This is a genomic window from Kineosporia mesophila (assembly GCF_021129235.1).
In the GTDB taxonomy this organism is placed as follows: domain Bacteria; phylum Actinomycetota; class Actinomycetes; order Actinomycetales; family Kineosporiaceae; genus Kineosporia; species Kineosporia mesophila.
Genome location: NZ_JAJOMA010000003.1, coordinates 47,984 through 72,681, shown reverse-complemented (window position 1 = coordinate 72,681; position 24,698 = coordinate 47,984). Strand labels below are relative to the sequence as shown.

The following is a 24,698-nucleotide window of genomic DNA, read 5'->3' as shown; positions in this document are numbered from 1 at the left end:
AGGAACCTTCCGCGATCACGCAAACTGTTCCGGTGATCCTGGTGCCCGCTCCTGCCCGGATCCCCAGGTTTCTAGGTCTTTGGTCCTAGCGCACAGATTTGACCCCGTCTCAACGTGCACCCCCGCACCGGTCGTCCGCCGGATCCCCTCCGGCCGGGCACCGAACGGAGACCGCCCGGTTCGCAGCGTGACATCGTGCCGGGTCGCGGCGACATCAGGCCTCGTCGGGGCCTCGGGCCTCCGGAACGGGTTGCCCGGCAGCCGGTTGCGATTCGGTGTCGATGGGTCAAATGGCGCCGGAATTTCTTGATGTGGTCTTGCTGTGGGCTCCCAAATTCAGCGTCAGTAGGACTTATGACCTTGACCGATGACTGAGAATCGTTTAGGCGAACGGGCGCTTGTCTATGCGCACGATGTCAACCTCTCAGCGCAAGGCGCGACCCGTCTGGATCCCCCCGAGTCAGCCCACCTCGCCCCTGTCTCCGGCCACCGGAATCCCCGAGAACACCACTGATCTCCTGCTCACCCAGGAGATGCCTCTCGTCGCTCCCAGCCGGCGCTCCCGTGAGACCGGCGAGCGCATCATCCGGCGCGGACGCCCCGCCGTCCCCGCCCGCCGGTCCCGGGTCGCGGCCGAGCACCGTCCGCTGATCTCGCGCCGGTTCCGCACGCAGGCCGCGCGCCTGCTCTGGGGCGCGGCGGTCCCGGTGGCGGTCGTCCTGCCCCTGATGCTCAGCCCGGCGGCCGGGCTGACCGGTGACTTCGTGCTCGAGATGTCGCTCTCCACCGGTCTTCTCGCGGCGTCGTTCCTGGTCGTCGTGGTGGTGTCGATCAGCCGGAGCAGCTCCCTGACCAAGGCCTTCGGCATCGAGCGGCTGATCGTCTCGCACCGCTCGTTCGGCATGCTCGTCATGATCATGGTGCTGGTGCACACCGGCCTGGTGATCGCCGACGACCCGGGCCGCAACCTCGCCCTGATCACCTGGGTGCACGCCCCCGCCCGGGCCCGCAACGCCACCGTGTCCACGCTCGCCATCGTGGCCATCTGCCTGTTCGCCGTCTTCCGCCGGAAACTGAACTGGCCGTACGAGGTCTGGCGCTGGATCCACATCACCCTGGCACTGCTGGCCCTGGTGACGGCGGGATTCCACGTCTACCTGCTGAACCACCTGATCCGGGACCGGGCGATGCGGGCCTGGTTCATCGGCATCAGCATCGTGCTGCTGGTGACGCTCGCCCGGCGCTGGGTCGTCCGGCCCCTGATGCATCACGACCGGAGGTTCGTGGTGCAGGAAGTGATCGCGGAGTCCCCGGTCGTGAGCACACTGGTGCTGGCGCCGCGGCACAACTGGCAGCCGGGCCTGCGGTTCCTGCCCGGCCAGTTCGCCTGGATCCGCCTCGACAGTGCGCGTAAACCCTGGGAGGAGCACCCTTTCACGATCGCCTCGAGCGCCGACCGGCCCCGTGAGGTGGAGTTCACCATCCGCCACGTCGGCGACTTCACCCGCACCGTCGGCCGGCTCCGGGTAGGTGCCCAGGTGCGCCTCGACGGACCCTACGGTGACTTCACCGTCGACATCCGTGAGGCCCGGCCCCTCCTCCTGATCGCCGGCGGCGTCGGGGTCACCCCGATGATGAGCATCCTGCGAACCCTTTCGCACCGCAGCGACTTCCGTCCCGCCACCCTCATCATGGCGGCGCGGCACGAGCAGGACCTGTTGTTCCGGCAAGAATTGAGGACGCTCGCCACTCACCTCCCGCTCCAGGTGGTCGAAGTACTGTCGGCGCCCCCGGACGACTGGCCCGGCCGGCGAGGACGGGTGGACGCCGGAACCCTCCACTCGGTGCTCCGCACCCGTCCGGAGCGCACCGAGACCGACGTGTACATCTGCGGTTCACCGCAGATGGTCGGCGGGGTGCTGGCCGGTCTGCGGCGTCTGCGGGTGCCCGAACACCGCATCCACACCGAGCAGTTCGACATGATCTGACCGGTGGGAGATCAAAAACCTCCCGGAAGAGGTTTTCGGAATCTCTCTCCAGGGATCTCTTCGCGGGGGAGGTGTTCTGGGGGCATTTCCTGGGGGCCATGCCTCGAAAGATGCGCGCTGAGGCTCATGTCCCGGGAGGCGCTCCCTGCGAGATGTACTCCAGGTAATGTCTCGCGAAAGGCCTTCTCGGCAGGAATCTTCGGGAGTCGGAACCGGAGGTTCCTATCCGAAGAGTTTCATCCCGGAGCCCTGTTTCCCCAAGCCTGTTTCCCCAAGCCTGTTTCCCCAAGCCTGTTTCCCCAAGCCTGTTTCCCCAAGCCTGTTTCCCCAAGCCTGTTTCCCCAAGCCTGTTTCCCCAAGCCTGTTTCCCCGAACCTGTTTCCCCGAACCTGTTCCCCCGAACCTTGTGCACTCCCGAAACTCTTGTTTCTCCTGAGTCTTGCCGCTCCCTGAACCCTCCCTGAACTCCGCCTGACAGGAGCCTTCACCGTGGAACGCAGACCCCCTTCCCGGTTCCTCAAGTTGGTCATCGGTCTCGGCCTCGCGGTGGCGCTGATCAGTGCCACCGCCCGGTCCGATTCCGGCCACCTACCTCATCTTCCCGGGATCAGCTGGCCCGGCGGGAGTGACTGCCACGCCCTGGACCTCGCCTCGCCGGCCCCGTTCGGAGTGCCGATCTGACCTCAGCCCTCCGGTGTCGGGAAACATCCGTGCGCTCTGCCCGCACGGATGTTCCCCGACGATGCCTGCCGACGATGCCTGCCGACGATGCCTGCCGATAGCGACCGGTCGATAGCGACCGGAAGAGGCTCTCAGTCGGCCGTGATCGCCTTCAGCACGTCCAGGCGCACCGCGCGCCAGGCCGGTATGATCGCGGCGACCATCCCGGCGAGGGCCGAGGACACCAGCACGATCGCCAGGGTCAGCCACGGGATCGACAGGGTCTCCAGGCCCTGCGACACCAGGGCCCGCTGCAGCACCAGGCCGAGCACGAGGCCCAGGGCCATGCCCAGCACCGCACCGAACACCGCCGTGCTGACCGACTCCGCGCTGATCATGCGCCGCAGCTGACGCCGGCTCATACCGACCGCCCGCAGCAGCCCGATCTCCCGGGTGCGCTCGAACACCGACAGGGCCAGCGTGTTGATGATGCCCAGTACCGCGATCAGCACGCTCAGGGCCAGTAGCGCGTAGATCAGGTAGAGCAGTGAATTGATCTGCGCCGCCTGGGCGTCCGCGAACTCGTCACCGTCCTGCACCGAGACCACGAGGAACGGTTTGACCACGTCTTCCAGCTGCGAGCGCAGTGCCGCCGTGTTCGTGCCGTCCGACTTCACGTAGAGCAGGAAGTCGCCCTGCTGGGCAGCCGGCACCGTCTTGGCGTACAGGTCGAGCGGGACGATCATGTTCGGGTTGTTCAGTGCCTGGGAGTCGTCGATAATGCCGCCGACGGTGAGGCTCTGATTCTTCCGGGTGCCGACCTCGGCCGTGAGGGTGTCGCCGACCTTCCAGCCGCGGTCGTCGGCCGCGGTCCGGCTGACCACGACGTCACCCGCATCGATCGAGTCCAGCGAACCGGCCACGACGTCGAGCTTCACGTTCTCGGTCATGGCCCGGGGGTCGGCGGCGATCGCGAACACCGAGCCGTCGGCCAGCTGCACCGGCGCCGAGCGGATGGTCGCCACCGAGGTGACGCCCTGCATCGTGGTCACCTCGTCGGCCACCGTGGTCGGGATCATGGTGAAACCGCCACTGCTGAGCACGTAGTCGGCGGTGAGTTCGCTGTCCACGATGTCGGAGACGCTGGCGTTCGCCGAGGAGGCGAACACCCCGACGCTCGACATCAGCGCCAGGCCGATCATCAGGGCACTCGCCGTGGTCGCCGTGCGGCGCGGGTTGCGCAGCGCGTTCTCCCGGGCCAGCCGGCCGACCGTGCCGTAGAGCGCCGTGTACGGGATGCCGATGAGGCGCACCACCGGCCGGGTCAGCCAGGGCGCGGCCACCAGCAGACCGATGAGCAGCAGCGCGGCCCCGACGCCGACCAGGGCCCACTGCGGTTTGTCGCCCAGCGACCCGGGCAGGATGGTGGCGAAACCGGCCAGCACCAGCACCAGGCCGATGATGCCGCGGCGCAGTACGCCGCCGGGCGGGGTCTGCGCGTCGTCGCGCAGCGCCGCAATCGGGGCGACCCGGGAGGCCCGCAGGGCCGGGAAGATCGCCGAAAGCATGGTCACGACCAGACCGATCAGCAGACTCACGACCACCGTGGACACGGTGACCGGCAGGCCGCCGGTGATCTCCAGCCCGGACTGCTTCACCACGGCCTGGAGCCCGGCCGCGAGCAGGATGCCCAGGCCCAGGCCGACCACCGAGCCGGTCAGGCCGAGGATGGCCGCCTCACCGAGCACCACCCGCAGCACCTGACCGCGGGAGGCGCCGACCGCCCGCAGCAGGGCCAGCTCACGGGTGCGCTGGGCGACCAGCATGGAGAACGTGTTGGCGATGATGAAGGCCCCGACGAACACCGCGATCAGGGCGAACACCAGCAGGAACGTGGTGATGAACCCGATCGCCGTGCCGAAGGAGTCTTTCTGCTCCTGGTAGACGACGTCGCCGGTGACGACCTCGGTACCGGCCGGGACGACCTGGGCGATCCGGTCGCGCAGCGTCTCCTGGCTCACGCCGTCGTCGGCGCCGATGGTGAACGACGGAACCTCACCGTCCGGGGCCCAGGTGGCCTCGGCGGTCTGCTCGTCGAGCAGCACCAGGGTGGCACCCGCCAGGCTGCTGCCGAAGGTGAAGACCCCGGTGATCGTGACGTTCTGCGGATCGTTCTGGATCAGGGCCTTGGTGGTGTCGCCGACCGCGAGCCCGGCCAGCTCGAGGGTGGACTCGTCGACGAGGACCTCACCCTTCTTCTCCGGGGCCCGGCCGGAGGTGATCCGGATGGTCGGGTCGTCCGGGTCGTAGCCGAAGCCGAGGTTGGGCGCGCCGCCGTTCCGGGTGGCGGTGCCGTCCTTGTTGACCAGGATCGCCGTGCCGCTCATGTCGGGTGCGACCCGAGCCACGCCGTCGACGGCCTCGATCTTCTTCTCCAGCGAGAGCGGCAGCGGTTCGCGCTGTTTCGAGCCGTCGACCGCGGTGGTCTCCAGCTGGGCGCCGCGCACCTGCACGTCGGTGCCGGCCGCGGTCTGCTCGACGATCGCGTCGAACGTGCGGGTGATGCTGCCGCTGAGCACCAGCGTGCCCGCCACCAGCGTGACGCCGAGGCAGACCGCGAGTGCTGTCAGGGCGAAACGGAGCCGGTGGGTGAAGATTCCCTTGACGGTGATCTTGAACATGTCAGCTTCGCCGTCCGGTGGCGTCGAAACCGCGCATCCGCTCGAGCACCTTGTCGGCGGTGGGATCGACCATCTCGTCGACGATCTCGCCGTCGGCCAGGAACAGCACGCGGTCGGCGTACCCGGCCGCCACCGGGTCGTGGGTGACGATGACGATGGACTGCCCGAACTCCTTCACCGAGTTCTGCAGGAACGACAGGATCTCGGCGCTGGCCCGGGAGTCGAGGTTGCCGGTCGGCTCGTCGGCGAACACGATGGCCGGCCGGCTGACCAGGGCGCGGGCGCACGCCACCCGCTGCTGCTGACCACCGGACAGCTCAGTGGGCCGGTGGCTGAGCCGGTCGCGCAGCCCGACCGTGTCGACGACCCGGTCGAACCACTCCTGGTCGACCTTGCGGCCGGCGATGTCGACGGGAAGCGTGATGTTCTCCCTGGCCGTCAGCGTCGGCACCAGGTTGAACGACTGGAAGATGAAGCCCAGGCGGTCGCGCCGCAGCTGGGTGAGCGCCTTGTCCTTGAGCCCACGGACCGGCACACCGTCGATCTCCACGTCGCCCCCGGTGGGCCGGTCCAGCGCCGCCATGCAGTGCATGAGCGTGGACTTGCCCGACCCGGAAGGCCCCATGATGGCGGTCATCTCGCCCCGGCCGAAGTCGACGCTGACGCCGCGCAGGGCCTTGACCTGCGCCTCGCCCTGCCCGTAGACCTTTTCCAGATCAATCGCTCGCGCGATTGCTTCCGCTCCCACCCTGTACTCCCCATGAGTTCGTCGTCCGACTGGCACAGAACAGCGGGGACAGGTGCGTCCCCCTCCTACCGTTCCCGAGATGCGTACCCCCACGCCTCGGGTCCCTCCCTGATCCGACCCCGATCTTGCTCCGGCCCGGGTCAGGGATCATGCATCGGTCGATGACCAGTTTGTCACCCGGGCCGCGTGCGGCCCGGGACCGGCCGCGGGAGCGCGGAGAATTGACACACCGGTAAAGAGCCGGATCCGCGGCCTCCCGATACGCCGGGGCCGCCACCGCGACGATCTCACCGTGCCGGGACCCCGACGTCATCCGGGTTCCGCCATGACCAGGAGCTCGTCGGCCGGGGCCGGATCGAGGAAGCGACTCACCGCGCCGGCCGGGACGGGCGGTGGCGTGCCGCCTTTGGCCGGGCACCGAGCCTGGTGGTCGCACCATGAGCACAGCCGGCTGGGGGAGGGGCGCCAGTCGCCCGTGCGGGCGGCCTCGGTGATCGCCTCCCACAGCGCCTTCACCTTGCGCTCCACGGCCAGCAGGTCGGCCTCGTCCGGCTCGTACCGCAGGATCTCGCCGTCGCCCAGGTACACCAGCTGCAGCACCGCGGGCAGGATGCCCCGGGTGCGCCACAGCACCAGCGCGTAGAACTTCATCTGGAACAGGGCCTTGGCCTCGAACGCCTCGGACGGGGCCCGGCCCGTCTTGTAGTCGACCACCCGCAGCCGGCCGTCGGCGGCCACGTCGAGCCGGTCGACGTAACCGCGCAGCATCAGCCCGTCGTCCAGCGTGGTCTCGACGTAGAGCTCGCGGTCGGCCGGCTCCAGCCGGGTCGGGTCTTCGAGGGCGAACCAGCGGCCGATCAGCCGGGACGCCGAGGCCAGCCAGCTGTCCAGCTCTTCCGGCGGCTCGTCGCCGTCGAACAGCGCCGAGACCTCGGGCCGCTCCTGCTGCACGTGGGCCCAGGCCGCCGGGAGCAGCTCCTGCGCCGCCTCGACCGTGCGCCGGTCGGCGGGCAGGTCGAACAGCCGTTCCAGCACCTCGTGCACCAGCGTGCCGCGCACAGCGGCGGAGCTCGGGGCCTCGGGCAGCCGGTCGATCACGCGGAAGCGGTACAGCAGCGGGCACTGCATGAAGTCGGAGGCCCGGGACGGGCTGAGTGCTGCTGCCATGCCGAAAACCCTAGACGGGGGGTCCGACAGTTCTGGTGAGGACCGGAATGTCCCCGGGGCAGGTGGCGGGACCTGCTTTAACATCCTGCAGGTGAGCAACCCCGGGCCCGGCGGACAGATCTCCCGCCCGACATCCGGCCCCGCCCGGTGAGTGCCGCCGAGCCGACCCCGGCGACGGAGTCCGGGATCCGCCTGGGCCGGGTCGGCCCGGTGCCGGTCTACCTGCGCCCGTCCTGGTTCCTCGTCGCCGCCGCGATGACCCTGCTGTTCGCGCCCACCGTGCGGGCCTGGGTGGACCTGACCGGTCCGGGCGTCTATCTGATCAGCTTCGTCTTCGCCCTGATCCTGCTGCTGTCGGTGTTCGTCCACGAGGCCGCGCACGCGGTCGCCGCCGCGGCCACCGGCACCCCGGCCACGGCGATCGTGCTCGACCTGTGGGGCGGTCACACCGCCTTCGACACCCCCTCCGCCGGTCCCTGGCGCGCCGTCGCCGTGGCCGTCGTCGGCCCGCTGTCGAACGCCCTCATCGCCCTGGCCGCCCAGCAGGCCGTGCCCACGGCCGCGCCGGGCGGCGTGGCCCGGCTCCTCCTGGTCGCCACCGCCACCTCCAACCTGGTGGTCGCCGGCTTCAACGCCCTGCCCGGCCTGCCGCTGGACGGCGGCCGGGTGCTGGAGGGCGTGATCTGGCGCTGGAGTGGCGACCGGCTGATGGCCGCCGTGGTGGCCGGTCACGCCGGCCGGGTGATCGCGGTCGGCACCCTGGTCTACGCGGGGTTCTCCGTGCTGACCGGCGAGCGCGAGCCGGCCAGTGCCTTCTGGCTGGTCCTCGTCGGCATCCTGCTGTGGCGGGCGGCCGGGCAGGCGGTCGAGGTGGCGCGCTGGAACATCCGGGCCGATTCGGTGCTCGTGGACGACCTGTTCCAGCCCGCCGTGGCCGTGTCCTCCGGGGCCACCGTGGCCGGGGCCCTGATGTCGGCCGCCGGGGCCGGGGCGACCGCCGTGGTCGTGCTCGACGTCTACGGCCGGCCCTCCGCCATCGTCGACGAGCGCGCGGCCGCCGGTGTGCCCGCAGCCCGGGCCCAGGAGGTCCGGGCGGGTGCCGTGGCCGAGGCCCTGCCCGCCGGGGCGGTCCTGGCCACCGGCCTGGCCGGTCAGGAGCTGATCCAGGCCCTGCAGGACTTCCCGTCCTCCCGCTACGCCGTGCTCGGCCCGGGTGACGTCGTGGTCGGCGTGCTCGACTGGGAGGACGTCGCCCGGTTCGTCGCCCCCTGACCAGAGACCCACCGACCGACCCGCACCGGTGCGCACCCGCGTCCTCCGTCGCCGAAGTCACCGAAGTTGCCGACATCACCGGCCGGAACCGGCCCGGCGCGACCCACCCCCACCGCGCCCATAGACTCGCTCCTCATGACCGAAGCACCCCCCGCCCCCACCGGCGCCGATCGCCGCCGGGGCCCGTTCCGGGCCGGTGACCGGGTGCAGCTCACCGACCCCAAGGGCCGGCTGCACACGATCGCCCTCGACCCCGCCAAGGAGTTCCACACCCACCGTGGCTACTTCCGTCACGAGGAGCTGATCGGGCAGCCCGACGGCTCGGTGATCCGCAACACCGCCGGCGTCGAGTACCTGGCGCTGCGTCCCCTGCTGGCCGACTACGTTCTGTCGATGCCGCGCGGTGCCGCAGTGGTGTACCCGAAAGACTCCGGGCAGATCGTGCAGATGGCCGACATCTTCCCCGGGGCCCGTGTGGTCGAGGCCGGAGTAGGATCTGGCGCTCTGACGATGTCCCTGCTCAGGGCCGTGGGCGACACCGGCCTCGTGCACTCCTACGAGCGCCGCGAAGACTTCGCCGCCATCGCCAAGGCGAACATCGAGACGTTCTTCGGCGCCGAGCACCCGTCCTGGCAGATCACCGTAGGTGACGTCGCCACCGACGTGGTGGAGACCGACGCCGACCGGTTCGTGCTCGACCTGCTGGCCCCCTGGGACTGCCTGGAGGCCGTGGCCAAGGCGCTCGTGCCGGGCGGTGTGCTGATCTGCTACGTGGCGACCGCCACCCAGCTGTCCCGAACCGCGGAGGCGCTGCGGGCGGACGGTCGTTTCACCGAGCCGCAGGCCTGGGAGTCGTTGGTGCGCGGCTGGCACCTGGAGGGGCTGGCGGTCCGCCCGCAGCACCGTATGGTCGGCCACACCGGCTTCCTGCTCACCACCCGTCGCATGGCCGACGGCCTGACCGCGCCGCTGCGGCGCCGTCGCCCGGCCAAGGCCGCCGCCGACGGTGAGGTGGGCGTGGCCGAGGCCTGGGGCGAGTGGACCGCCGTCGACCTGGGGGAGCGCCCGGTGTCCGACAAGAAGGTCCGCAAGGTGCGTCGCGACGTCACCGGCGCCTCCGCCCAGGCGCTTGCGCTCGCCGAGGATCTGGACTCCGATCCGGCCGACGAGCAGGACGGCGAACCCCGTCCAGGTTTCGATCCCGCTAATTGATGCCCGTGCGGGGTGGCTTTTTCCGCGTTCCCGGGCGATGGTTCTGAGCCAAAGGGCGCCAGTCGTCCGGGAACGATGGGGAGATCTCGGTCACCTTGCTTGTCCGGTTACGGACGGTCAAGTGACCATTGAGACACCCATTGTCACTCCGCACGTGCCAGGATGACTCCTTTCCGGTCGGCGACGGTGTCGGCCGGCACGAGATTTCATCTCGTGGATGGATTTACGCCAGACCGCCGTTAGGGCGTGAAGGCGGGCTAGGGTCGAAGCATCGACCTTGCGCCGGACGGGAGGGTTACCGCCATGACCGACCACAGCAGCGGGTACGGCCTTGACGAGGCCGCGCTACGGCGCGAGATCGTTCGCCTCCAGCAGGAGGTCGAGCGACTCTCGGCTGCACGGACTCCAGGGGCGGCCGGGGACGAGATAGAGCGTCTCCGTGCCCAGGTCAACCAACTCGGATCCCAGAACGAGCGTCTCGCGGGCACCCTGCGCGACGCTCGCGAGCAGATCGTCCAGCTCAAGGCCGAGGTGGACCGGCTCGCCCAGCCCCCCAACACCTTCGGCGTCTTCCTCGGCCAGGCCGAGGACGGCACGGTCGAGATCATCAGTTCCGGTCGCAAGATGCGGGTCGCGGTGAGCCCGTCGATCGAGGTCGACGAGCTGCGGGCGGGCCAGGAGCTGATGCTCAACGAGGCCTTCAACGTGGTGGCGGCGCGGCAGTTCGAGAAGACCGGCGAGATCGTCATCGTCAAGGAGATCCTCGACGAGGGCGAGCGCGCGCTGGTGATGGCGCACGCCGACGAGGAGCGCGTCGTCCACCTGGCCGGCGCCCTGCGCGACCCGGAGGTCAAACTCAAGGTCGGCGACGCCCTGACCATGGATCCCCGGTCCGGGTTCGCCTTCGAGAAGGTCCCCCGCGCCGAGGTCGAGGAGCTCGTCCTCGAAGAGGTGCCCGACATCGACTACACCGACATCGGTGGCCTGGGGCCGCAGATCGCCAACATCCGCGATGCCGTGGAGCTGCCGTTCCTGCACCCCGAGCTGTACCGCGAGCACGGCCTCAAGCCGCCCAAGGGTGTTCTGCTGTACGGCCCTCCCGGCTGCGGTAAGACGCTGATCGCCAAGGCTGTCGCCCGGTCGCTGGCGAAGAAGGCCGCCGAGGCCAGGGGCCAGAAGGACTCCAAGTCCTACTTCCTCAACGTCAAGGGCCCCGAGCTCCTGAACAAGTACGTCGGCGAGACCGAGCGGCACATCCGGCTGATCTTCAGCCGGGCCCGCGAGAAGGCCAGCGAGGGCACCCCGGTGGTGGTGTTCTTCGACGAGATGGAGTCCCTGTTCCGCACCCGTGGTTCGGGTGTGTCCAGCGACGTCGAGACCACGATCGTGCCGCAGCTGCTGTCGGAGATCGACGGTGTGGAGCGGCTCGAGAACGTCATCGTGATCGGCGCCTCCAACCGGGAGGACATGATCGACCCGGCCATCCTGCGTCCCGGCCGGCTCGACGTGAAGATCAAGGTGCAGCGGCCCGACGCCGAGGGCGCCAAGGACATCTTCACCAAGTACCTGACCGAGGACCTCCCACTGCACCCGGACGACCTGGACGCCAACGGCGGCTCCCGCAGCGCCACCGTCGACGCGATGATCCAGCGCACCGTCGAGCGGATGTACGCGGAGTCCGAGGAGAACCAGTTCCTCGAGGTCACCTACGCCAACGGTGACAAGGAGATCCTCTATTTCAAGGACTTCAACTCCGGTGCGGTGATCCAGAACATCGTCGACCGGGCGAAGAAGGGTGCGATCAAGAACTTCCTCGACTTCGGCCAGCGGGGCATCCGGCTGCAGCACCTGCTGGACGCCTGCGTCGACGAGTTCAAGGAGTCCGAAGACCTGCCGAACACCACCAACCCCGACGACTGGGCGCGGATCTCCGGCAAGAAGGGTGAGCGGATCGTCTACATCCGCACCATCATCCAGGGTAAGCAGGGCACCGAGCCCGGCCGCTCGATCGACACCGTGGCCAACACCGGCCAGTACCTGTAAGTCCTAGCTGCGCAGCGATTCCGGTCGGCTCGCCTCGTGCGGGCCGGCCGGGTCGGTGTTTTTGCCTGAGGACGTCGTTGAGCCTGTGCGGGTCTGCTGCGGGAGGGCGTGGGGCGAGTTCGGGGAGGCCGTGCGCATCCGGCGCAGCAGGGCGAACCGGGCCGCGGTGCGCCATCCGGCCAGGGTCAGGGCCAGGAACACCGTGGCGACCATGACGAACGAGAACGGCGTGCCGTCGTGCTGGACGACGCTACGCAGGATCATGCCGATGACCAGCGTCTTGATCAGCACCATCGCGGCGCCCGGAAGACTCGCCGGGGCCAGGCGGAACGCCACCACCCCGGCGTAGCCGCCGGCCACGCCGAGCCAGAACGGCCAGCCGGTGGTGAGCAGCCCGGTGAGGGTGATGCCCTCCTCGTGCGAACTGCGCCCGATCGTCACGAACACCAGCACGCAGACCAGGTCGGCCAGTGCGGTGACCGCCAGGGCCCGACCGGCCGTGCGGGAGGTGGAGGGGATCATGACCTGCGCTCCTAGGAGTCACTCGTCGCGGAACTACGGGCTCGTCAGCGTAGCCACTGAGCCGGGTTCACCGGAGGGGAACCCGGTACCGCGACGGTGTCGGGGCCCGGTGGCCGGATGCTTGTCGTACCCGGCGCCTAGGCTGAGTTCCATGAGCCGAACCAGGGCGGTGCCCCGATGACCGCGCGCCGGGTGATGGGGATCGAGACCGAGTACGGGGTCTCCGCCCCCGGCGACCCCGCCGCGAACGCGATGCTGATGTCGTCGCAGGTGGTGAACGCCTATGCGGCGCCCCTGGGCAGTCGCGCCGGGCGGGCCCGGTGGGACTACGAGGACGAGGCCCCGCTGCGCGACGCCCGCGGCTGGGAGATCAGCCGCGACAGCGCGCACTCCAGCCAGCTCACCGACGCCCCCGACGACCCGGGCCTGGCCAACGTCATCCTCACCAACGGCGCCCGGCTCTACGTCGACCACGCGCACCCGGAGTACTCCTCGCCCGAGGTGCTGACCCCGCGCGACATCGTGCGGTGGGACAAGGCCGGTGAGCGGGTCATGCTCGAGGCCTGCCGGCGCATCGCCGCGAACCCGGGCCTGGGCGACGTCAACCTGTACAAGAACAACACCGACAACAAGGGCGCCTCCTACGGCACCCACGAGAACTACCTGATGCGCCGGTCCACGCCGTTCGCCGACGTCGTCCGTCATCTCACGCCGTTCTTCGTGTCGCGGCAGGTCATCACCGGGGCCGGCCGGGTCGGCCTGGGGCAGGACGGCACCGGCACGGGTTTCCAGATCTCCCAGCGCGCCGACTTCTTCGAGGTCGAGGTGGGGCTGGAGACCACGCTCAAGCGCCCCATCATCAACACCCGCGACGAGCCCCACGCCAGCGCCGACAAGTTCCGCCGCCTGCACGTCATCATCGGCGACGCGAACCTCTGCGAGGTGGCGACCCTGCTCAAGGTCGGCACCACCAACCTGGTGCTGGCGATGATCGAAGATGCCGCGTTCACCCGCGACCTGTCGCTCGAGCGCCCGGTCGGCACACTGCACGACGTCTCGCACGACCCGACGCTGAAACAGCAGGTCACGCTGCGGGACGGCAACTCGATGACCGCACTCGAACTGCAGTGGCTGTACTTCGAGCAGGCCAGCGCCTACGTGAGCGACCGGTTCGGCGACGATGCCGACGAGGCCACCACCGAGGTGCTCACCCGCTGGGAGAGCGTGCTCAGCCGTCTCGGCGAAGACCCCATGCTCTGCGCCCGGGAGCTGGACTGGGTGGCCAAACTGCGTCTGCTCGAAGGCTTCCGCAACCGCGAGAACCTGAACTGGGACGCCGCGCGCCTCCAGCTGATCGACCTGCAGTACGCCGACGTGCGCCCGGAGAAGGGGCTCTACCACCGTCTGGCGTCGCGCGGGCAGGTCGAGCAGCTGGTCACCGACGCGCAGATCTCCGAGGCCGTGCACGAGCCCCCGCACGACACCCGGGCCTACTTCCGGGGCCGCTGCCTGGCCCGCTACGGCGAGAACGTGGCCGCGGCGAGCTGGGACTCGGTGATCTTCGACATCCCGGGCCGGGGAGCCCTCCAGCGGGTGCCCACCCTCGACCCGTCCCGGGGCACCAAGGAGCACGTGGAGGCCCTTCTGCAGCGCTGCCGCACGGCGGCCGACCTGGTGGACGCCCTGGCCGCCGAATAGGCGCACAGCGCCCGCCCGGAGCGACCGCTGACCGAGCACCGCCGGGGACCGTGTCCGCGCTGGGCCCGGAACCAGGTCCGGCACGCCCGGTTGCGCACCGTTTCCCGTCCCCTGCACGGTGTCCATCAGGTAATTCTTCGCAGAGTGGGCTACGGCACGCGCCTAAATCGCGGGCACATGCTTAGGATCACTGCAAGGAAGCTCGCAATCGCAGAGCGCAGGAGGCAGTCATGGCCGGTCAGGAACAGCAGCGCCCGACCCGACGCGACGACGAGCCCGCCGACGACGCCGCCCCCGCGGCGCCGCCCGCGGGTGGTGCGGCCCAGACCACGGACGCCGACGTGGACGCGATCCTCGACGAGATCGACGACGTCCTGGAGAGCAACGCCGAGGAGTTCGTCAAGGGATTCGTACAGAAGGGCGGCCAGTGACGGCAGCCGCCCGGGGCGGACCGGGCCCCTCGCGGGCCCGGTCGAACCCCTCATGCCGCCCTCACACCGCCCCGGACATCGCCCCGACGCCGTCGTCCACCGGTTCGCGCTACGCGGAAAACTTCTCGTGCCGAGCCGATGAGCGAACGCCGTCCATCTGGATAGGGTTTCGCCCGTGACTGCCGATCCCTTCCGTGAAGGGCGGTTGCCGGAGGCGTTCTTCGCTCCGGGCAACTCCTCGTTCACGGACTTCCTCGCCGCCCACGCCGAACACCTCCTGCCCGGGCGAAATCTGCCCGCCGGAGCCGTCATGCCGGAACTGCCGCACTCGACCACGATCGTTGCCGCCACGTTCGACGGCGGAGTGGTCATGGGTGGCGACCGGCGCGCCACGATGGGCAATTACATTGCCCATCGCGAGATGGAGAAGGTCTATCCGGCCGACGACTACTCGGCCGTCGGCATCTCCGGAACGGTCGGGCCCGCCATCGAGATGGTCCGCCTGTTCCAGGTCGAACTGGAGCACTACGAGAAGATCGAGGGCACGCTGATGTCCCTCGAGGGCAAGGCCAACCGCCTGGCCACCATGCTGCGGGGCAACCTGCCGCTGGCCATGCAGGGCCTGGCCGTGGTGCCGCTCTACGCCGGCTACGACCTCGACCGCAACGTCGGGCGCATCTTCTCCTACGACGTCAGCGGTGCCCGCTACGAGGAACACGGCTACCACAGCACCGGTTCCGGCTCGCTGTTCGCCAAGGGCTCGCTGAAGAAACGCTGGCGTCCCGGCCTGACCGCCGACGAGACGGTCGGCGTGGTGCTGGAATCCCTGCAGGACGCCGCGGACGACGACTCGGCCACCGGCGGTTCCGACGTCGGCCGGCGCATCTACCCGGTGCTCGTCGTGGTGACGGCCCAGGGTTACCGGCGGCTTTCGCAGGACGAGACCGAGGCCGCGTTCCAGGCCGTCGTCGCGCGGAACGCCGAGGGAGGGAGTGCCCGATGAGCATGCCGTTCTACGTCCCGCCCGAACAGCAGATGAAAGACCGGGCCGACTACGCCCGGCGCAACATCGCCCGCGGCCGGCCGGTCATCGTCCTCGCCTACGACAACGGCATCGCCTTCGTCGCCGAGAACGCCTCGCGCTCGCTGCACAAGATCAGTGAGATCTACGACCGCATGGCCTTCGGCGCCGCAGGCCGCTACAACGAGTTCGAGAACCTGCGCGTGGCCGGCGTCCGGTACGCCGACCTGCGCGGATACTCCTACGACCGCAGCGATGTCACGGCCCGGGGCCTGGCCAACGCCTACGCCCAGATCCTGGGCAACGTGTTCACCCAGGACTCCAAGCCGATGGAGGTCGAGCTCGCGGTCGCCGAGGTCGGCGCGACCCCCGAGCAGGACCAGATCTACCGGCTCACCTACGACGGATCCGTCGCCGACGAGCAGGGTTTCGTGGTGATGGGTGGTCAGGCCGACACCATCTCGTCGGGCATGCAGGAACGCTGGCGGCCCGGTCTGACGCTGTCGGCGGCGCTGACCCTGGCCGTCGAGATGCTCGGTCGCGACAGCACCAACGGGGCCGACCGGGCCCTCACGCCTGATCGTCTTGAGGTCGCGGTGCTGGACCGGGCCCGGCCCCGGCGGGCCTTCCGCCGGCTCGGTGGGCAGCTGCTCGAGGCGCTGCTCGCCCCCGACGACCCCACCACCGACGTGCCCAGCAGCGACGACTCGCGGCCCGGGGCGCACGACACGCTGACCGGGGAGCAGGCACCGCCGAGCCCGGTGAACCCTGTACCGCAGGCGGGTGACCCGGTTTCGACCGAGCCCGACCAGGAGCCCGGTCACCCCGGGAACGACGCAGGGGGCGCAGGAGCATGACCGGATCGCTGCCGTTCGGGCCCGAAGAACTCCCCGGCGGGCCCGACGGTGGCGAGCCCGGAACGAACTCCACGATCAACCCATTGCCCCACACTGGTGCCATTGGGCGAGAAGGCACCTACAGTAAGGGAATGGACCGCCGAATCTTCGGGCTGGAGACGGAATACGGGGTCACGTGCGCCTTCGAGGGGCAGCGCAAGCTGTCGCCCGACGAGGTCGCCCGGTACCTCTTCCGCAAGGTCGTCTCATGGGGCCGTTCCAGTAACGTCTTTCTCCGCAACGGTGCCCGGCTGTACCTCGATGTCGGTTCGCACCCCGAGTACGCCACCCCCGAATGCGACGACATCCGCCGGCTGGTCGTCCACGACCGCGCCGGTGAGCGCATCCTCGAAGGTCTGCTGGTCGACGCCGAGCGCAGACTGCACGAGGAGGGAATCCAGGGCGATGTCTTCCTCTTCAAGAACAACACCGACTCGGCCGGTAACTCCTACGGCTGTCACGAGAACTACCTGGTCTCGCGGCACGGTGAGTTCGGCCGGATGTCCGACATCCTGATCCCGTTCCTCGTGACCCGGCAGATCCTGGTCGGGGCCGGCAAGGTGCTGCAGACACCGCGCGGTGCGGTGTACTGCCTGTCCCAGCGGGCCGACCACATCTGGGAGGGCGTCTCCAGCGCCACCACCCGGTCGCGTCCCATCATCAACACCCGCGACGAACCGCACTCCGACGCCGAGCGGTACCGGCGCCTGCACGTCATCGTCGGTGACTCGAACATGTCCGAGACCACCACCATGCTCAAGGTCGGAGCCACCGACCTGGTGCTGCGGATGATCGAGGCCGGTGTGGTGCTGCGCGACCACACCCTGGAGAACCCGATCCGGGCCATCCGCGAGATCAGCCACGACCTGACCGGCCGGCGCAAGGTCCGCCTCGCCAACGGCCGCGAGGCCACGGCCCTGGAGATCCAGGAGGAGTACCTGGCCCGGGCGAAGGAGTTCGTCGAGAGCCGCGGACTCCAGACCGACAACGTGAAGCGGGTTCTCGATCTCTGGGAGCGCGGTCTGCGGGCCATCGGCACCGGCGACCTGTCCCTGGTGGACCGGGAGCTGGACTGGGTGATCAAGCACCGGCTGATCGAGCGCTACCGGGCGAAGCACAACCTGCCGCTGTCCTCGCCCCGCATCGCCCGGATCGACCTGGCGTACCACGACATCCATCGCGACCGCGGACTGCACTACCTGCTCATGAAAAAGGGCATGGTGGAACGGGTCGGGGCCGACATCGAGGTGTTCGAGGCGACGTCGGTGCCGCCGCAGACCACCCGGGCGAAACTGCGCGGCGACTTCGTGCGGCGGGCCCAGGAACGCCGTCGCGACTTCACGGTCGACTGGGTGCACCTGAAGCTCAATGACCAGGCGCAGCGCACCGTTCTGTGCAAAGACCCGTTCCGCTCCGTCGACGAGCGCGTGGAGCGACTGATCCAGAGTATGTGAGCCAACTGTGACCCGGGCCGCTCCCGGGCACCTGGGCGGATGCCGGGCACCCTCAGCTATATGCCCTAGGGTGTTCGGCGTCCCGTTCCCACGACGAAGGTCGAACGTGCTCTCACGCAAAGCCCTCTTGCGCGCCGGCGCGGTTCTCGTAGCCGCCGCGGCCGTGGTTTCCGGCTGCTCCAGCGCCTCCTCCGGGAGTGCGGGGAAAGCCGCGTCCAGTACGACGACCGACATCGAAGCGATCAAGGTCACCGGCAAGGTCGGTGACACCCCCAAGGTCGACGTGCCCACGCCGTTCTCGACCGAGAAGACCACCCGCAAGATCCTCTCCGCCGGTGACGGTGCGAAGGTCACGGCGGGCCAGCGCGTCTCCATCGATTACCTGGGCATCAACGGTGCCGACGGCAAGCAGTTCGACAGCAACTACGACGGTGACACATCGGCGTTCACCCTTGACGACGGCCAGGTCATCAAGGGCATGGTCACCGGCCTCGAGGGCGCGACCGTCGGTTCTCGTGTCCTGATCACGATCCCGCCGGCCGACGGCTACGGCACCCAGGGTGTCTCGTCCGCGGGTATCGGGCCGACCGACACGCTGATCTTCGTGATCGACATCGAAGACGCCGCCGACGTGCTGAAGCGGGCCACCGGCAAGAGCGTCGCGGCCAAGAAGGGCCTGCCCACGGTCAAGCTCGACAAGACCGGCGCACCGACCATCACCCTGCCCGACGGCAAGGCCCCCGGCTCCCTCGTCGTGCAGCCCCTCATCGAGGGCACCGGCGCGAAGGTGGCCAAGGGGCAGACCATCACCGTGCAGTACACGGGTGTGGTCTGGCCCGGCGGCAAGGTCTTCGACTCGTCCTGGACCAAGGGTTCCCCGGCCAGCTTCGAGATCGGCGCCGGCCGCGTCATCTCCGGCTGGGACAAGGGCCTGGTCGGCAAGAAGGTCGGCAGTCAGGTCCTGCTCGTCATCCCGCCGGACGAGGGCTACGGCGCCGAGGGCCAGTCGGACGCCGGCATCAAGGGCACCGACACCCTGGTCTTCGTCGTCGACATCCTCGACACCACCGGCTGAGTCGATTTGAGTGCGGGGCGGCCGTGAAGCAAGCTTGACGGCGCCCTGACACCCGGTCGCCCACCTGGCTGCCCCGGTGCGGCCGACGACCACGCACGTCACTAAGGAGAAACACCATGAGTGCTGAGCTCAAGCGCCCGGAGATCGAGTTCCCCGAGGGAACCCCGCCCACCACGCTCACGATCACCGACGAGGTCGTCGGTGAGGGTGCGGAGGCCGTGGCCGGCAACACCGTCACCGCCCACTACGTCGGTGTGGCGTTCTCCAGCGGCGAGGAGTTCGACGCCTCCTGGAACCGCGGCGAGGCACTGAAGTTCCGCCTCGGCGTCGGCCAGGTCATCGCGGGCTGGGACCAGGGCATCGCCGGCATGCGCGTCGGTGGCCGCCGTCGTCTGGTGATCCCGCCGGACCTGGCCTACGGCGCCCGCGGCGCCGGTGGAGCCATCGGCCCGAACGAGACCCTGATCTTCGTCGTGGACCTCGTCGACGCCCGCTGATCTCCAGCGTCCAGCGCCCCTCCACCTGTGCGGTGGAGGGGCGCTTCGTCGTTCACCGCACGAAGAACCGTGACAACCGGCGGTAGGGAGGGGCCATGGCGATCCGTGGGGTGGTGCGTAGCTGGAACCCGGACGAGGGCAGGGGCGTGATCGAGTCTCCGGACGTCACGGGCGGTGCCGCGTGGACGCACTGGAGCGCTGTCCGGGCGGCGGGATACCGCGAGCTGGCGGTGGGGGAGCAGGTGCTGTTCGACTGGGAACCGGCCGGCCAGGACGGCTACGGCGCCCGCGCGACCCTCGTCCTGCGGGCCGGTGCGGACGATGCCCCGGCCCCGGAACTCTCCGGGGCGTTCAGTGCGCCGATGCGGCTCGACATCGACAGCCCGGGCCCGGCTGACTCGCCGGTGTCCGGCCTCCAGCTGCCGACAGTCACCGTGGCCGACGACGGCTCACCAGTGATCATGGTGCCTGGCGGAGAACCCCTGACCGCGCTGATCGTCTGTCCGTTGATCCGGGGCACCGGAGCGCAGATCCGGGCGCGGCAGATCATTGCCGTGCACTACACCGGCGTGACCTGGCGGGACGGCCGGGTGTTCGACTCCTCGTGGGGCCACCGGGAGCCGGTCAAATTCACGATCGGTGCCGGGCAGGTCATGCGCGGCTCGGACGAAGGCCTCGTCGGCCAGCGGGTGGGCAGCCGGATCCTGCTGGTGATCCCGCCGGACCTGGCCTACGGAGCAGGCGGCATCGGCCCGGACATCGGCCCGAACGAGACCCTGATCTTCGTCGTGGACCTGATAGCGGCCTACTGACCCGTCAGCAGACATCGTGCGCACTCTTTGCGGGTAGGGCGTAAGAAATGCACACGATGCTCAGGTGCGGCGATAACAGGCTACAGCGTCAGGGACGAAGGCCACGGGGATGACCACTTCGATGATGATTTTGGACGAGGTGGTCAGCGAGGAGTTAGTGGTGGGCGACGCGGGTCTCGGGGGAGCGGACATCTCTGGATCCGCCGGCTTCCGCGGTCTGGCAGAAGAGGTGGGGAAAGAGGGATATGTGAGAGAGGTGAGAGGAAGAGGTGGGGGGAAGAGGTGAGAGGCAGAGGTGAGAGGCAGAGGTGAGAGGGGGAGGTGAGAGGGGGAGGTGAGAGGTGAGAGGGAGAGGTGAGAGGTGAGAGGTGAGAGGTGAGAGGTGAGAGGTGAGGGGCGGGCTGGGCTTTCAAGGCCGCACCCATCTCTTCGTGATCATGCAACCTTTCCCCCGACAGACCATTCGGTCGGGAGGGTTTGCATGATCACGAAGGGCGTTGGGGGCGTAGGTCACCACGAGCGTTGGGGGACGTCGGGTCACTGAGGACGTTGGGGTCACCCGGGGTGCTGGGTCACGTAGGGGGGTGGGGGAGGAGGGCTGCTGCGTGACGGCCCGCGGCTGCTGCGGCGAGGAAGGCGGCGGGGTCGGCCGCGAGATTGCGGCCCATCGTCGACAGACCCACCGGGCTCTCGCGCAGGGCGTCGAGGAGGCCGTCGACCGGGATCCGGACCTCGCGGTGCCGGCCGGCCGGGGCGAAGAGGGGGGCCACCTGACGGTCGACCAGCTCGGCCAGGTCGGGCAGGGGGATGGGGGCGTTGTCACCCACGGCCGCCGATTCGGGGTTGCCGCCTGCGAAGGCGAGCTCGGACGCGTCCTCAAGCAGGGAACTGAAGTCGGGGACGACGACATCGGCCGCCGCGAGCGCGACCCGGCCGTAGGCGGTCAGGGAGTGGTGGGACACGCCGCGGTGACGTTCGCGGGCGTCGGCGCCGGAGATGCGCAGGGTGGCGATGCCGCGTCCGTTGAGGACAGAGGCGGCGTTGAGCACCTCGCCGGCCTGGACCCCGGAGAAGCCCCAGCGGGTTCCGGTGCCGAGGTTGCCCGGGCCCTGGCTGACGACGGCCACGTCGACCTGGGCGACGTGTCTGGCCGCGAGCAGGCCTGAATGCACGCTGACGGCCTCCAGGTCGCCGCCGAACGCCTGGCCGACGGTGATGCAGGTGTCCAGCCAGCCGGCCTGGCGCAGGCCGGCGATGGTGCGGGAGAACCAGGCGGGGAGGGCCCCGCCGTCGGTCATCACGTAGGCGACGCGGGCCTGGGGTGCGGCCTGACGGAGCCCGGCGAGGATCGCGGGCAGTGAGCTGTGCAGGTCGGCGACGATGACGGGCAGGCCCTGCAGGTCGTCGGCGTCGGCCAGGACGGAGTGGAAGGGGGATTCCTGCTCGTCCACCCCGAGCACCATGGCCTGCAGCGGGGTGTAGCGGGCCTTCACCAGGTGGCCGGGACCGGGCTCGGGATCGGGGGGCAGGGTGTCGAGGAGCGCGGCGACCAGCGCGTAGCCCCCGGTGCCCAGACCCCGCTCCAGCGCGGTCACGTTGAGAAGGACCCGCTGCCCCTCGACCGGTCGCCCGACGAGCGACGGGTAGGCCAGGGCGCGGATCGTGCGCCCCTCCACGACGGCCTCGTACTCGACCGCCCCGTCCCATTCGCGTCGTTCGGACGTGACTCGACCCTCTCGCCACACAATCACGCGCGTGACGATATCTCTCCCTCACCCCGGCTCGGGTAGCTTGGTGCGGTGTCCTCGCGGCGTACCGAGCGGCTGCTCAATCTGGTCATCTGCCTTGCGGCCACCCGGAGGTGGCTGACGAAGGAGCAGATTCGCGCTGCCGTGCCGCAGTACGCCGACGGCGACACCGCCGAGGCCTTCGACCGGATGTTCGAGCGCGACAAGGAAGACCTGCGCGATCTCGGGATTCCGGTGGTCACCGGCACCGACGAGCGCTGGTTCGACGACGAGCCGGGCTACCGCATCGACCGCGACGACTACGCGCTGCCGCCGATCGAGCTGGACGCGCAGGAGCTCGCCGTGGTCGGGCTGGCCAGCCGGGTCTGGCAGCAGGCCGGTCTGGCGGGCCCGGCGGCCCGGGCCCTGACCAAACTCACCGCGCTGGGCGTGGACACCGACGATGCCGGTGCCGGGCTGGAACCGCGCATCCGCACCCCCGAACCGGCCTTCGGCCCGCTCTACGCGGCCACGCGCGACCGGCAGGCAGTGTCCTTCTCCTACCGCAAGCCGAACGGTGACCTGGCGGTGCGCGAGGTGGAGCCGTGGGCGGTGGCCAGCCGTAACGGGCGCTGGTACCTGATCGGCAACGATCGTGGCCGGGGCGCGGCACGGGTGTTCCGGCTCTCGCGCATCGAGAGCGACGTGAAGCGCCGGGGCCGGACCGGGGCCTACGGGGTGCCGGAGAGCCTCGACGCGCAGTCGATGATCGGCAAGCACGTCCCCCCGGTGGACGACCGGGTCGCCACGGTGCTCCTTCGCACCGGTCGCGGTGCGGGGCTGCGCCGGCAGGTGGTGGCCTCGGTCCCGTCCGCGCAGCGCCCGGGGTGGGACGAACTGCAGATCAGAATTGGGGACGCGGGAATGCTCGCGCAGTCACTGGCCGGCCTCGGGCCGGACGCGATCGCCCTGGAACCGGCCGATCTGCGCGGTGAGGTCGTCCGCCGGCTCAAGGGCGCCCTGGCCACCCAGGCGGAACTGGCCGCCCCGGAACAGCTGATCACTCCGGAAGAGACGATTGACGTGGTGTCCCAGCCATGAGCGCTGTCGCGGCGACCGCCCGCCTGTCCCGTCTCCTCACGATGGTGCCCTGGCTGCTCAACCGGCCCGGGATCGAGCTGGGCGAGGCCGCCCGGAACTTCAAGATCACCGAGCAGCAGCTGGTGAAGGATCTGGAGCTGCTGTTCGTCTGCGGGACCCCCGGGCACATGCCGGACGACCTGATCGCCGCCGAGTGGGACAGCGGTCGTATCTACCTGGCCAACGCCGATGCCATCGCCCGGCCGTTGCGCCTGGACCAGGACGAGGCGATCGCGCTGATCGCGGGTCTGCGCACGCTGTCCGACCTCCAGGAGCCCGGCGAGCGCCGGGCCGTCGACTCCGCGCTGGTGAAGCTGTCGGCCGCCGCGCAGGACGCGGTGCCGGCGGCCGGTCGTCTCGACATCGACCTGACCCCCGGGCAGAGCGGTGTGGAGCAGGCCCTGGGCACCGCCCGTGAGGCCTTGCGCCGGCACCGGCGGCTGCGATTGCAGTACCTGGTGCCCGCGCGGGACGAGATCACCGAGCGGGACGTGGACCCGATGCAGGTCACGAGCATCGACGGGCGCTGGTACCTGGAGGCCTGGTGCCACCGGGCCGAGGGCGTGCGGCTGTTCCGCTTCGACCGGGTGGCCGGGCTGCGCCTGCTCGACGTGGACGGCACCCCACCCGGCGACGCGGTCTCCCGGGCCGTCGACGAGCAGCTCTTCACGCCGTCCCCGGACGACCTGATGGTGACCCTGGAGGTCGAGCCGCGCGGTCGCTGGGTGGCTGAGTACTACCCGGTCGAGGACACGCAGGAACTGCCCGGCGGCCGGATGCGCGTGGTCATGCGGGTCGCCTCGCCGGACTGGATCCCGCGTCTGGTCCTGCGCCTGGGCGGTGCCGGGCGGGTGGTCGAGCCAACCGCCCTGGCCCGGCAGGTGGTCGACACGGCCACCGAGGCGCTGGCCGCCTACGGCACCGCGATGTCACCGGCGCACCACGAGCCCTCACACTGAGTCCCGGCGGTCGTTCGTTCGGGTGGCGTCCACCCTTCATGATCCGTAACTCGCTGATGGTGGCGCCGATTCGCTCTGCGCCGATTCTCCCGATCGTTCCCGTCCGGCGGCGTTACGCCGTCCGGCTGACGTTGATACGGGCCGTTGATCCGGCTCGGGCGACACGCCGTGCGTGGCGGATCCACCCCGCGTCACCGGGGCGGCCTAGGTATTACTGTCGGCGGTTAAGGAGTCGCGGGCCGTGGCCGAAGAACTGGTCGACGATGAATGGCGGCTCTGCTGGAGGTGGATCGCAAATGACGACGATCAAGGCGTCGTGCCCGAGCTGCGGTGATGTTGAGCTGACCCCGCACCAGGTGCGTCTCGTCGTCTGCTCCGTGAAGAGCTGGTCCTACTACGCCTTCATCTGCACCACCTGCCACGAGGAGGTGCGCAAGCCGGCCGGTCGTGACGTGGTCGCCCTGCTCATCTCCGGTGGCGTGGTCGCAGAGCCGTGGAACGTGCCGGCCGAGGTGCTCGAGGAGCACGAGGGGCCGACGCTGAACTACGACGACGTGCTGGACTTCGCTCTCTGGCTGGAGCAGGCCGACCTACTCGCCGCGGCGGCCGCGGCCCAGGGCCCCCGGCCCCGGGCCCAGGCACCCGAGACAGCCGCCTGATGCCGGGCTAGAGGTCGGGGCTCGGACACGAGCCCG

22 protein-coding genes are annotated in these 24,698 nt (G+C 69.7%); 17 read left to right on the top strand and 5 right to left on the bottom strand.

The window, feature by feature from the left end; genetic code table 11:
• Positions 1–413 precede the first annotated feature (413 nt).
• A complete protein-coding gene (locus LR393_RS05280; protein WP_231482023.1) occupies positions 414–1,988 on the top strand; it encodes a ferredoxin reductase family protein in 1,575 nt (524 codons plus the stop codon).
• A 489-nt stretch (positions 1,989–2,477) separates the two neighbouring features.
• Positions 2,478–2,669, top strand: a complete 192-nt coding sequence (locus LR393_RS05275; RefSeq protein WP_231482021.1) for a hypothetical protein — start codon at positions 2,478–2,480, stop codon at positions 2,667–2,669.
• A 131-nt stretch (positions 2,670–2,800) separates the two neighbouring features.
• Here the strand turns inward: LR393_RS05275 and LR393_RS05270 are convergent, their stop codons facing one another.
• The 3 genes from LR393_RS05270 to LR393_RS05260 all read right to left on the bottom strand — a co-directional run bounded on the left by LR393_RS05270 (position 2,801) and on the right by LR393_RS05260 (position 7,244).
• The gene (locus LR393_RS05270; RefSeq protein WP_231482020.1) at positions 2,801–5,329 is read right to left on the bottom strand and encodes an ABC transporter permease; all 2,529 of its coding nucleotides are present in this window, start codon (positions 5,327–5,329) and stop codon (positions 2,801–2,803) included.
• 1 nt (position 5,330) lies between these two features.
• Positions 5,331–6,077 (bottom strand): ABC transporter ATP-binding protein, encoded by a 747-nt coding sequence (locus LR393_RS05265; RefSeq protein WP_231482018.1) that lies wholly within the window; start codon positions 6,075–6,077, stop codon positions 5,331–5,333.
• A 309-nt stretch (positions 6,078–6,386) separates the two neighbouring features.
• Positions 6,387–7,244 carry a RecB family exonuclease gene (locus LR393_RS05260; RefSeq protein WP_231482017.1) on the bottom strand — a complete coding sequence of 286 codons (858 nt, stop codon included), beginning with the start codon at positions 7,242–7,244 and terminating at the stop codon, positions 6,387–6,389.
• A gap of 147 nt (positions 7,245–7,391) precedes the next feature.
• Here LR393_RS05260 and LR393_RS35005 point away from each other — a divergent pair, with 147 nt between their 5' ends.
• The 3 genes from LR393_RS35005 (at position 7,392) to arc (ending at position 11,771) form a co-directional block, all read left to right on the top strand.
• A complete protein-coding gene (locus LR393_RS35005; protein ID WP_269326710.1) occupies positions 7,392–8,516 on the top strand; it encodes a site-2 protease family protein in 1,125 nt (374 codons plus the stop codon).
• A 135-nt stretch (positions 8,517–8,651) separates the two neighbouring features.
• Entirely contained in the window at positions 8,652–9,728 is a 1,077-nt protein-coding gene (locus LR393_RS05250) for a tRNA (adenine-N1)-methyltransferase (RefSeq protein ID WP_231482015.1), read from the top strand.
• A gap of 303 nt (positions 9,729–10,031) precedes the next feature.
• A complete protein-coding gene (arc, locus tag LR393_RS05245) occupies positions 10,032–11,771 on the top strand; it encodes a proteasome ATPase (protein WP_231482014.1) in 1,740 nt (579 codons plus the stop codon).
• 3 nt (positions 11,772–11,774) lie between these two features.
• Here the strand turns inward: arc and LR393_RS05240 are convergent, their stop codons facing one another.
• Complete coding sequence (locus LR393_RS05240; protein ID WP_231482013.1) at positions 11,775–12,293, bottom strand: DUF3054 domain-containing protein; 519 nt, start codon at positions 12,291–12,293, stop codon at positions 11,775–11,777.
• 177 nt (positions 12,294–12,470) lie between these two features.
• Here LR393_RS05240 and dop point away from each other — a divergent pair, with 177 nt between their 5' ends.
• The 9 genes from dop to LR393_RS05195 all read left to right on the top strand — a co-directional run bounded on the left by dop (position 12,471) and on the right by LR393_RS05195 (position 20,463).
• The gene (dop, locus tag LR393_RS05235; protein ID WP_231482012.1) at positions 12,471–13,991 is read left to right on the top strand and encodes a depupylase/deamidase Dop; all 1,521 of its coding nucleotides are present in this window, start codon (positions 12,471–12,473) and stop codon (positions 13,989–13,991) included.
• A gap of 230 nt (positions 13,992–14,221) precedes the next feature.
• Entirely contained in the window at positions 14,222–14,422 is a 201-nt protein-coding gene (locus tag LR393_RS05230; protein ID WP_231482011.1) for a ubiquitin-like protein Pup, read from the top strand.
• Between the two features lie 175 nt (positions 14,423–14,597).
• Positions 14,598–15,425, top strand: a complete 828-nt coding sequence (prcB, locus tag LR393_RS05225) for a proteasome subunit beta (protein ID WP_231482010.1) — start codon at positions 14,598–14,600, stop codon at positions 15,423–15,425.
• On the top strand, positions 15,422–16,300 hold the full coding sequence (gene prcA, locus LR393_RS05220) for a proteasome subunit alpha (protein WP_231482009.1): 879 nt from the start codon (positions 15,422–15,424) through the stop codon (positions 16,298–16,300). The genes prcB and prcA overlap by 4 nt, the downstream gene beginning before the upstream one ends.
• 131 nt (positions 16,301–16,431) lie before the next feature.
• Positions 16,432–17,793, top strand: a complete 1,362-nt coding sequence (gene pafA, locus LR393_RS05215; RefSeq protein WP_231482008.1) for a Pup--protein ligase — start codon at positions 16,432–16,434, stop codon at positions 17,791–17,793.
• A 106-nt stretch (positions 17,794–17,899) separates the two neighbouring features.
• Positions 17,900–18,868 carry an FKBP-type peptidyl-prolyl cis-trans isomerase gene (locus LR393_RS05210; RefSeq protein WP_231482007.1) on the top strand — a complete coding sequence of 323 codons (969 nt, stop codon included), beginning with the start codon at positions 17,900–17,902 and terminating at the stop codon, positions 18,866–18,868.
• 116 nt (positions 18,869–18,984) lie between these two features.
• Positions 18,985–19,365, top strand: coding sequence for an FKBP-type peptidyl-prolyl cis-trans isomerase (locus tag LR393_RS05205; RefSeq protein WP_231482006.1), 381 nt, complete (start codon positions 18,985–18,987; stop codon positions 19,363–19,365).
• Between the two features lie 95 nt (positions 19,366–19,460).
• Positions 19,461–20,177 (top strand): FKBP-type peptidyl-prolyl cis-trans isomerase, encoded by a 717-nt coding sequence (locus LR393_RS05200; protein ID WP_231482005.1) that lies wholly within the window; start codon positions 19,461–19,463, stop codon positions 20,175–20,177.
• Between the two features lie 109 nt (positions 20,178–20,286).
• On the top strand, positions 20,287–20,463 hold the full coding sequence (locus tag LR393_RS05195) for a hypothetical protein (protein WP_231482004.1): 177 nt from the start codon (positions 20,287–20,289) through the stop codon (positions 20,461–20,463).
• Positions 20,464–20,749: 286 nt separating this feature from the next.
• Here the strand turns inward: LR393_RS05195 and LR393_RS05190 are convergent, their stop codons facing one another.
• Entirely contained in the window at positions 20,750–21,928 is a 1,179-nt protein-coding gene (locus LR393_RS05190) for a DUF3866 family protein (RefSeq protein WP_231482003.1), read from the bottom strand.
• Positions 21,929–21,976: 48 nt separating this feature from the next.
• Between LR393_RS05190 and LR393_RS05185 the strand changes: the two genes are divergently transcribed.
• The 3 genes from LR393_RS05185 to LR393_RS05175 all read left to right on the top strand — a co-directional run bounded on the left by LR393_RS05185 (position 21,977) and on the right by LR393_RS05175 (position 24,662).
• Entirely contained in the window at positions 21,977–23,005 is a 1,029-nt protein-coding gene (locus LR393_RS05185; RefSeq protein ID WP_231482002.1) for a helix-turn-helix transcriptional regulator, read from the top strand.
• Complete coding sequence (locus tag LR393_RS05180; protein ID WP_231482001.1) at positions 23,002–24,003, top strand: helix-turn-helix transcriptional regulator; 1,002 nt, start codon at positions 23,002–23,004, stop codon at positions 24,001–24,003. The genes LR393_RS05185 and LR393_RS05180 overlap by 4 nt, the downstream gene beginning before the upstream one ends.
• A 296-nt stretch (positions 24,004–24,299) precedes the next feature.
• On the top strand, positions 24,300–24,662 hold the full coding sequence (locus LR393_RS05175) for a hypothetical protein (RefSeq protein ID WP_052527724.1): 363 nt from the start codon (positions 24,300–24,302) through the stop codon (positions 24,660–24,662).
• Positions 24,663–24,698 lie beyond the last annotated feature (36 nt).

Bases quoted from the DNA above. Each gene is read 5' to 3' on its own strand.
- LR393_RS05250 (WP_231482015.1), top strand. From the start codon at position 8,652: ATGACCGAAGCACCCCCCGCCCCCACCGGCGCCGATCGCCGCCGGGGC.
- LR393_RS05205 (WP_231482006.1), top strand. From the start codon at position 18,985: ATGAGTGCTGAGCTCAAGCGCCCGGAGATCGAGTTCCCCGAGGGAACC.
- LR393_RS05260 (WP_231482017.1), bottom strand. From the start codon at position 7,244: ATGGCAGCAGCACTCAGCCCGTCCCGGGCCTCCGACTTCATGCAGTGC.
- LR393_RS05240 (WP_231482013.1), bottom strand. From the start codon at position 12,293: ATGATCCCCTCCACCTCCCGCACGGCCGGTCGGGCCCTGGCGGTCACC.
- LR393_RS05175 (WP_052527724.1), top strand. From the start codon at position 24,300: ATGACGACGATCAAGGCGTCGTGCCCGAGCTGCGGTGATGTTGAGCTG.
- arc (WP_231482014.1), top strand. From the start codon at position 10,032: ATGACCGACCACAGCAGCGGGTACGGCCTTGACGAGGCCGCGCTACGG.
- pafA (WP_231482008.1), top strand. From the start codon at position 16,432: ATGGACCGCCGAATCTTCGGGCTGGAGACGGAATACGGGGTCACGTGC.
- LR393_RS05280 (WP_231482023.1), top strand. From the start codon at position 414: ATGTCAACCTCTCAGCGCAAGGCGCGACCCGTCTGGATCCCCCCGAGT.
- LR393_RS05195 (WP_231482004.1), top strand. From the start codon at position 20,287: ATGACCACTTCGATGATGATTTTGGACGAGGTGGTCAGCGAGGAGTTA.
- LR393_RS05230 (WP_231482011.1), top strand. From the start codon at position 14,222: ATGGCCGGTCAGGAACAGCAGCGCCCGACCCGACGCGACGACGAGCCC.
- LR393_RS05270 (WP_231482020.1), bottom strand. From the start codon at position 5,329: ATGTTCAAGATCACCGTCAAGGGAATCTTCACCCACCGGCTCCGTTTC.
- prcA (WP_231482009.1), top strand. From the start codon at position 15,422: ATGAGCATGCCGTTCTACGTCCCGCCCGAACAGCAGATGAAAGACCGG.
- dop (WP_231482012.1), top strand. From the start codon at position 12,471: ATGACCGCGCGCCGGGTGATGGGGATCGAGACCGAGTACGGGGTCTCC.
- LR393_RS05200 (WP_231482005.1), top strand. From the start codon at position 19,461: ATGGCGATCCGTGGGGTGGTGCGTAGCTGGAACCCGGACGAGGGCAGG.
- LR393_RS05180 (WP_231482001.1), top strand. From the start codon at position 23,002: ATGAGCGCTGTCGCGGCGACCGCCCGCCTGTCCCGTCTCCTCACGATG.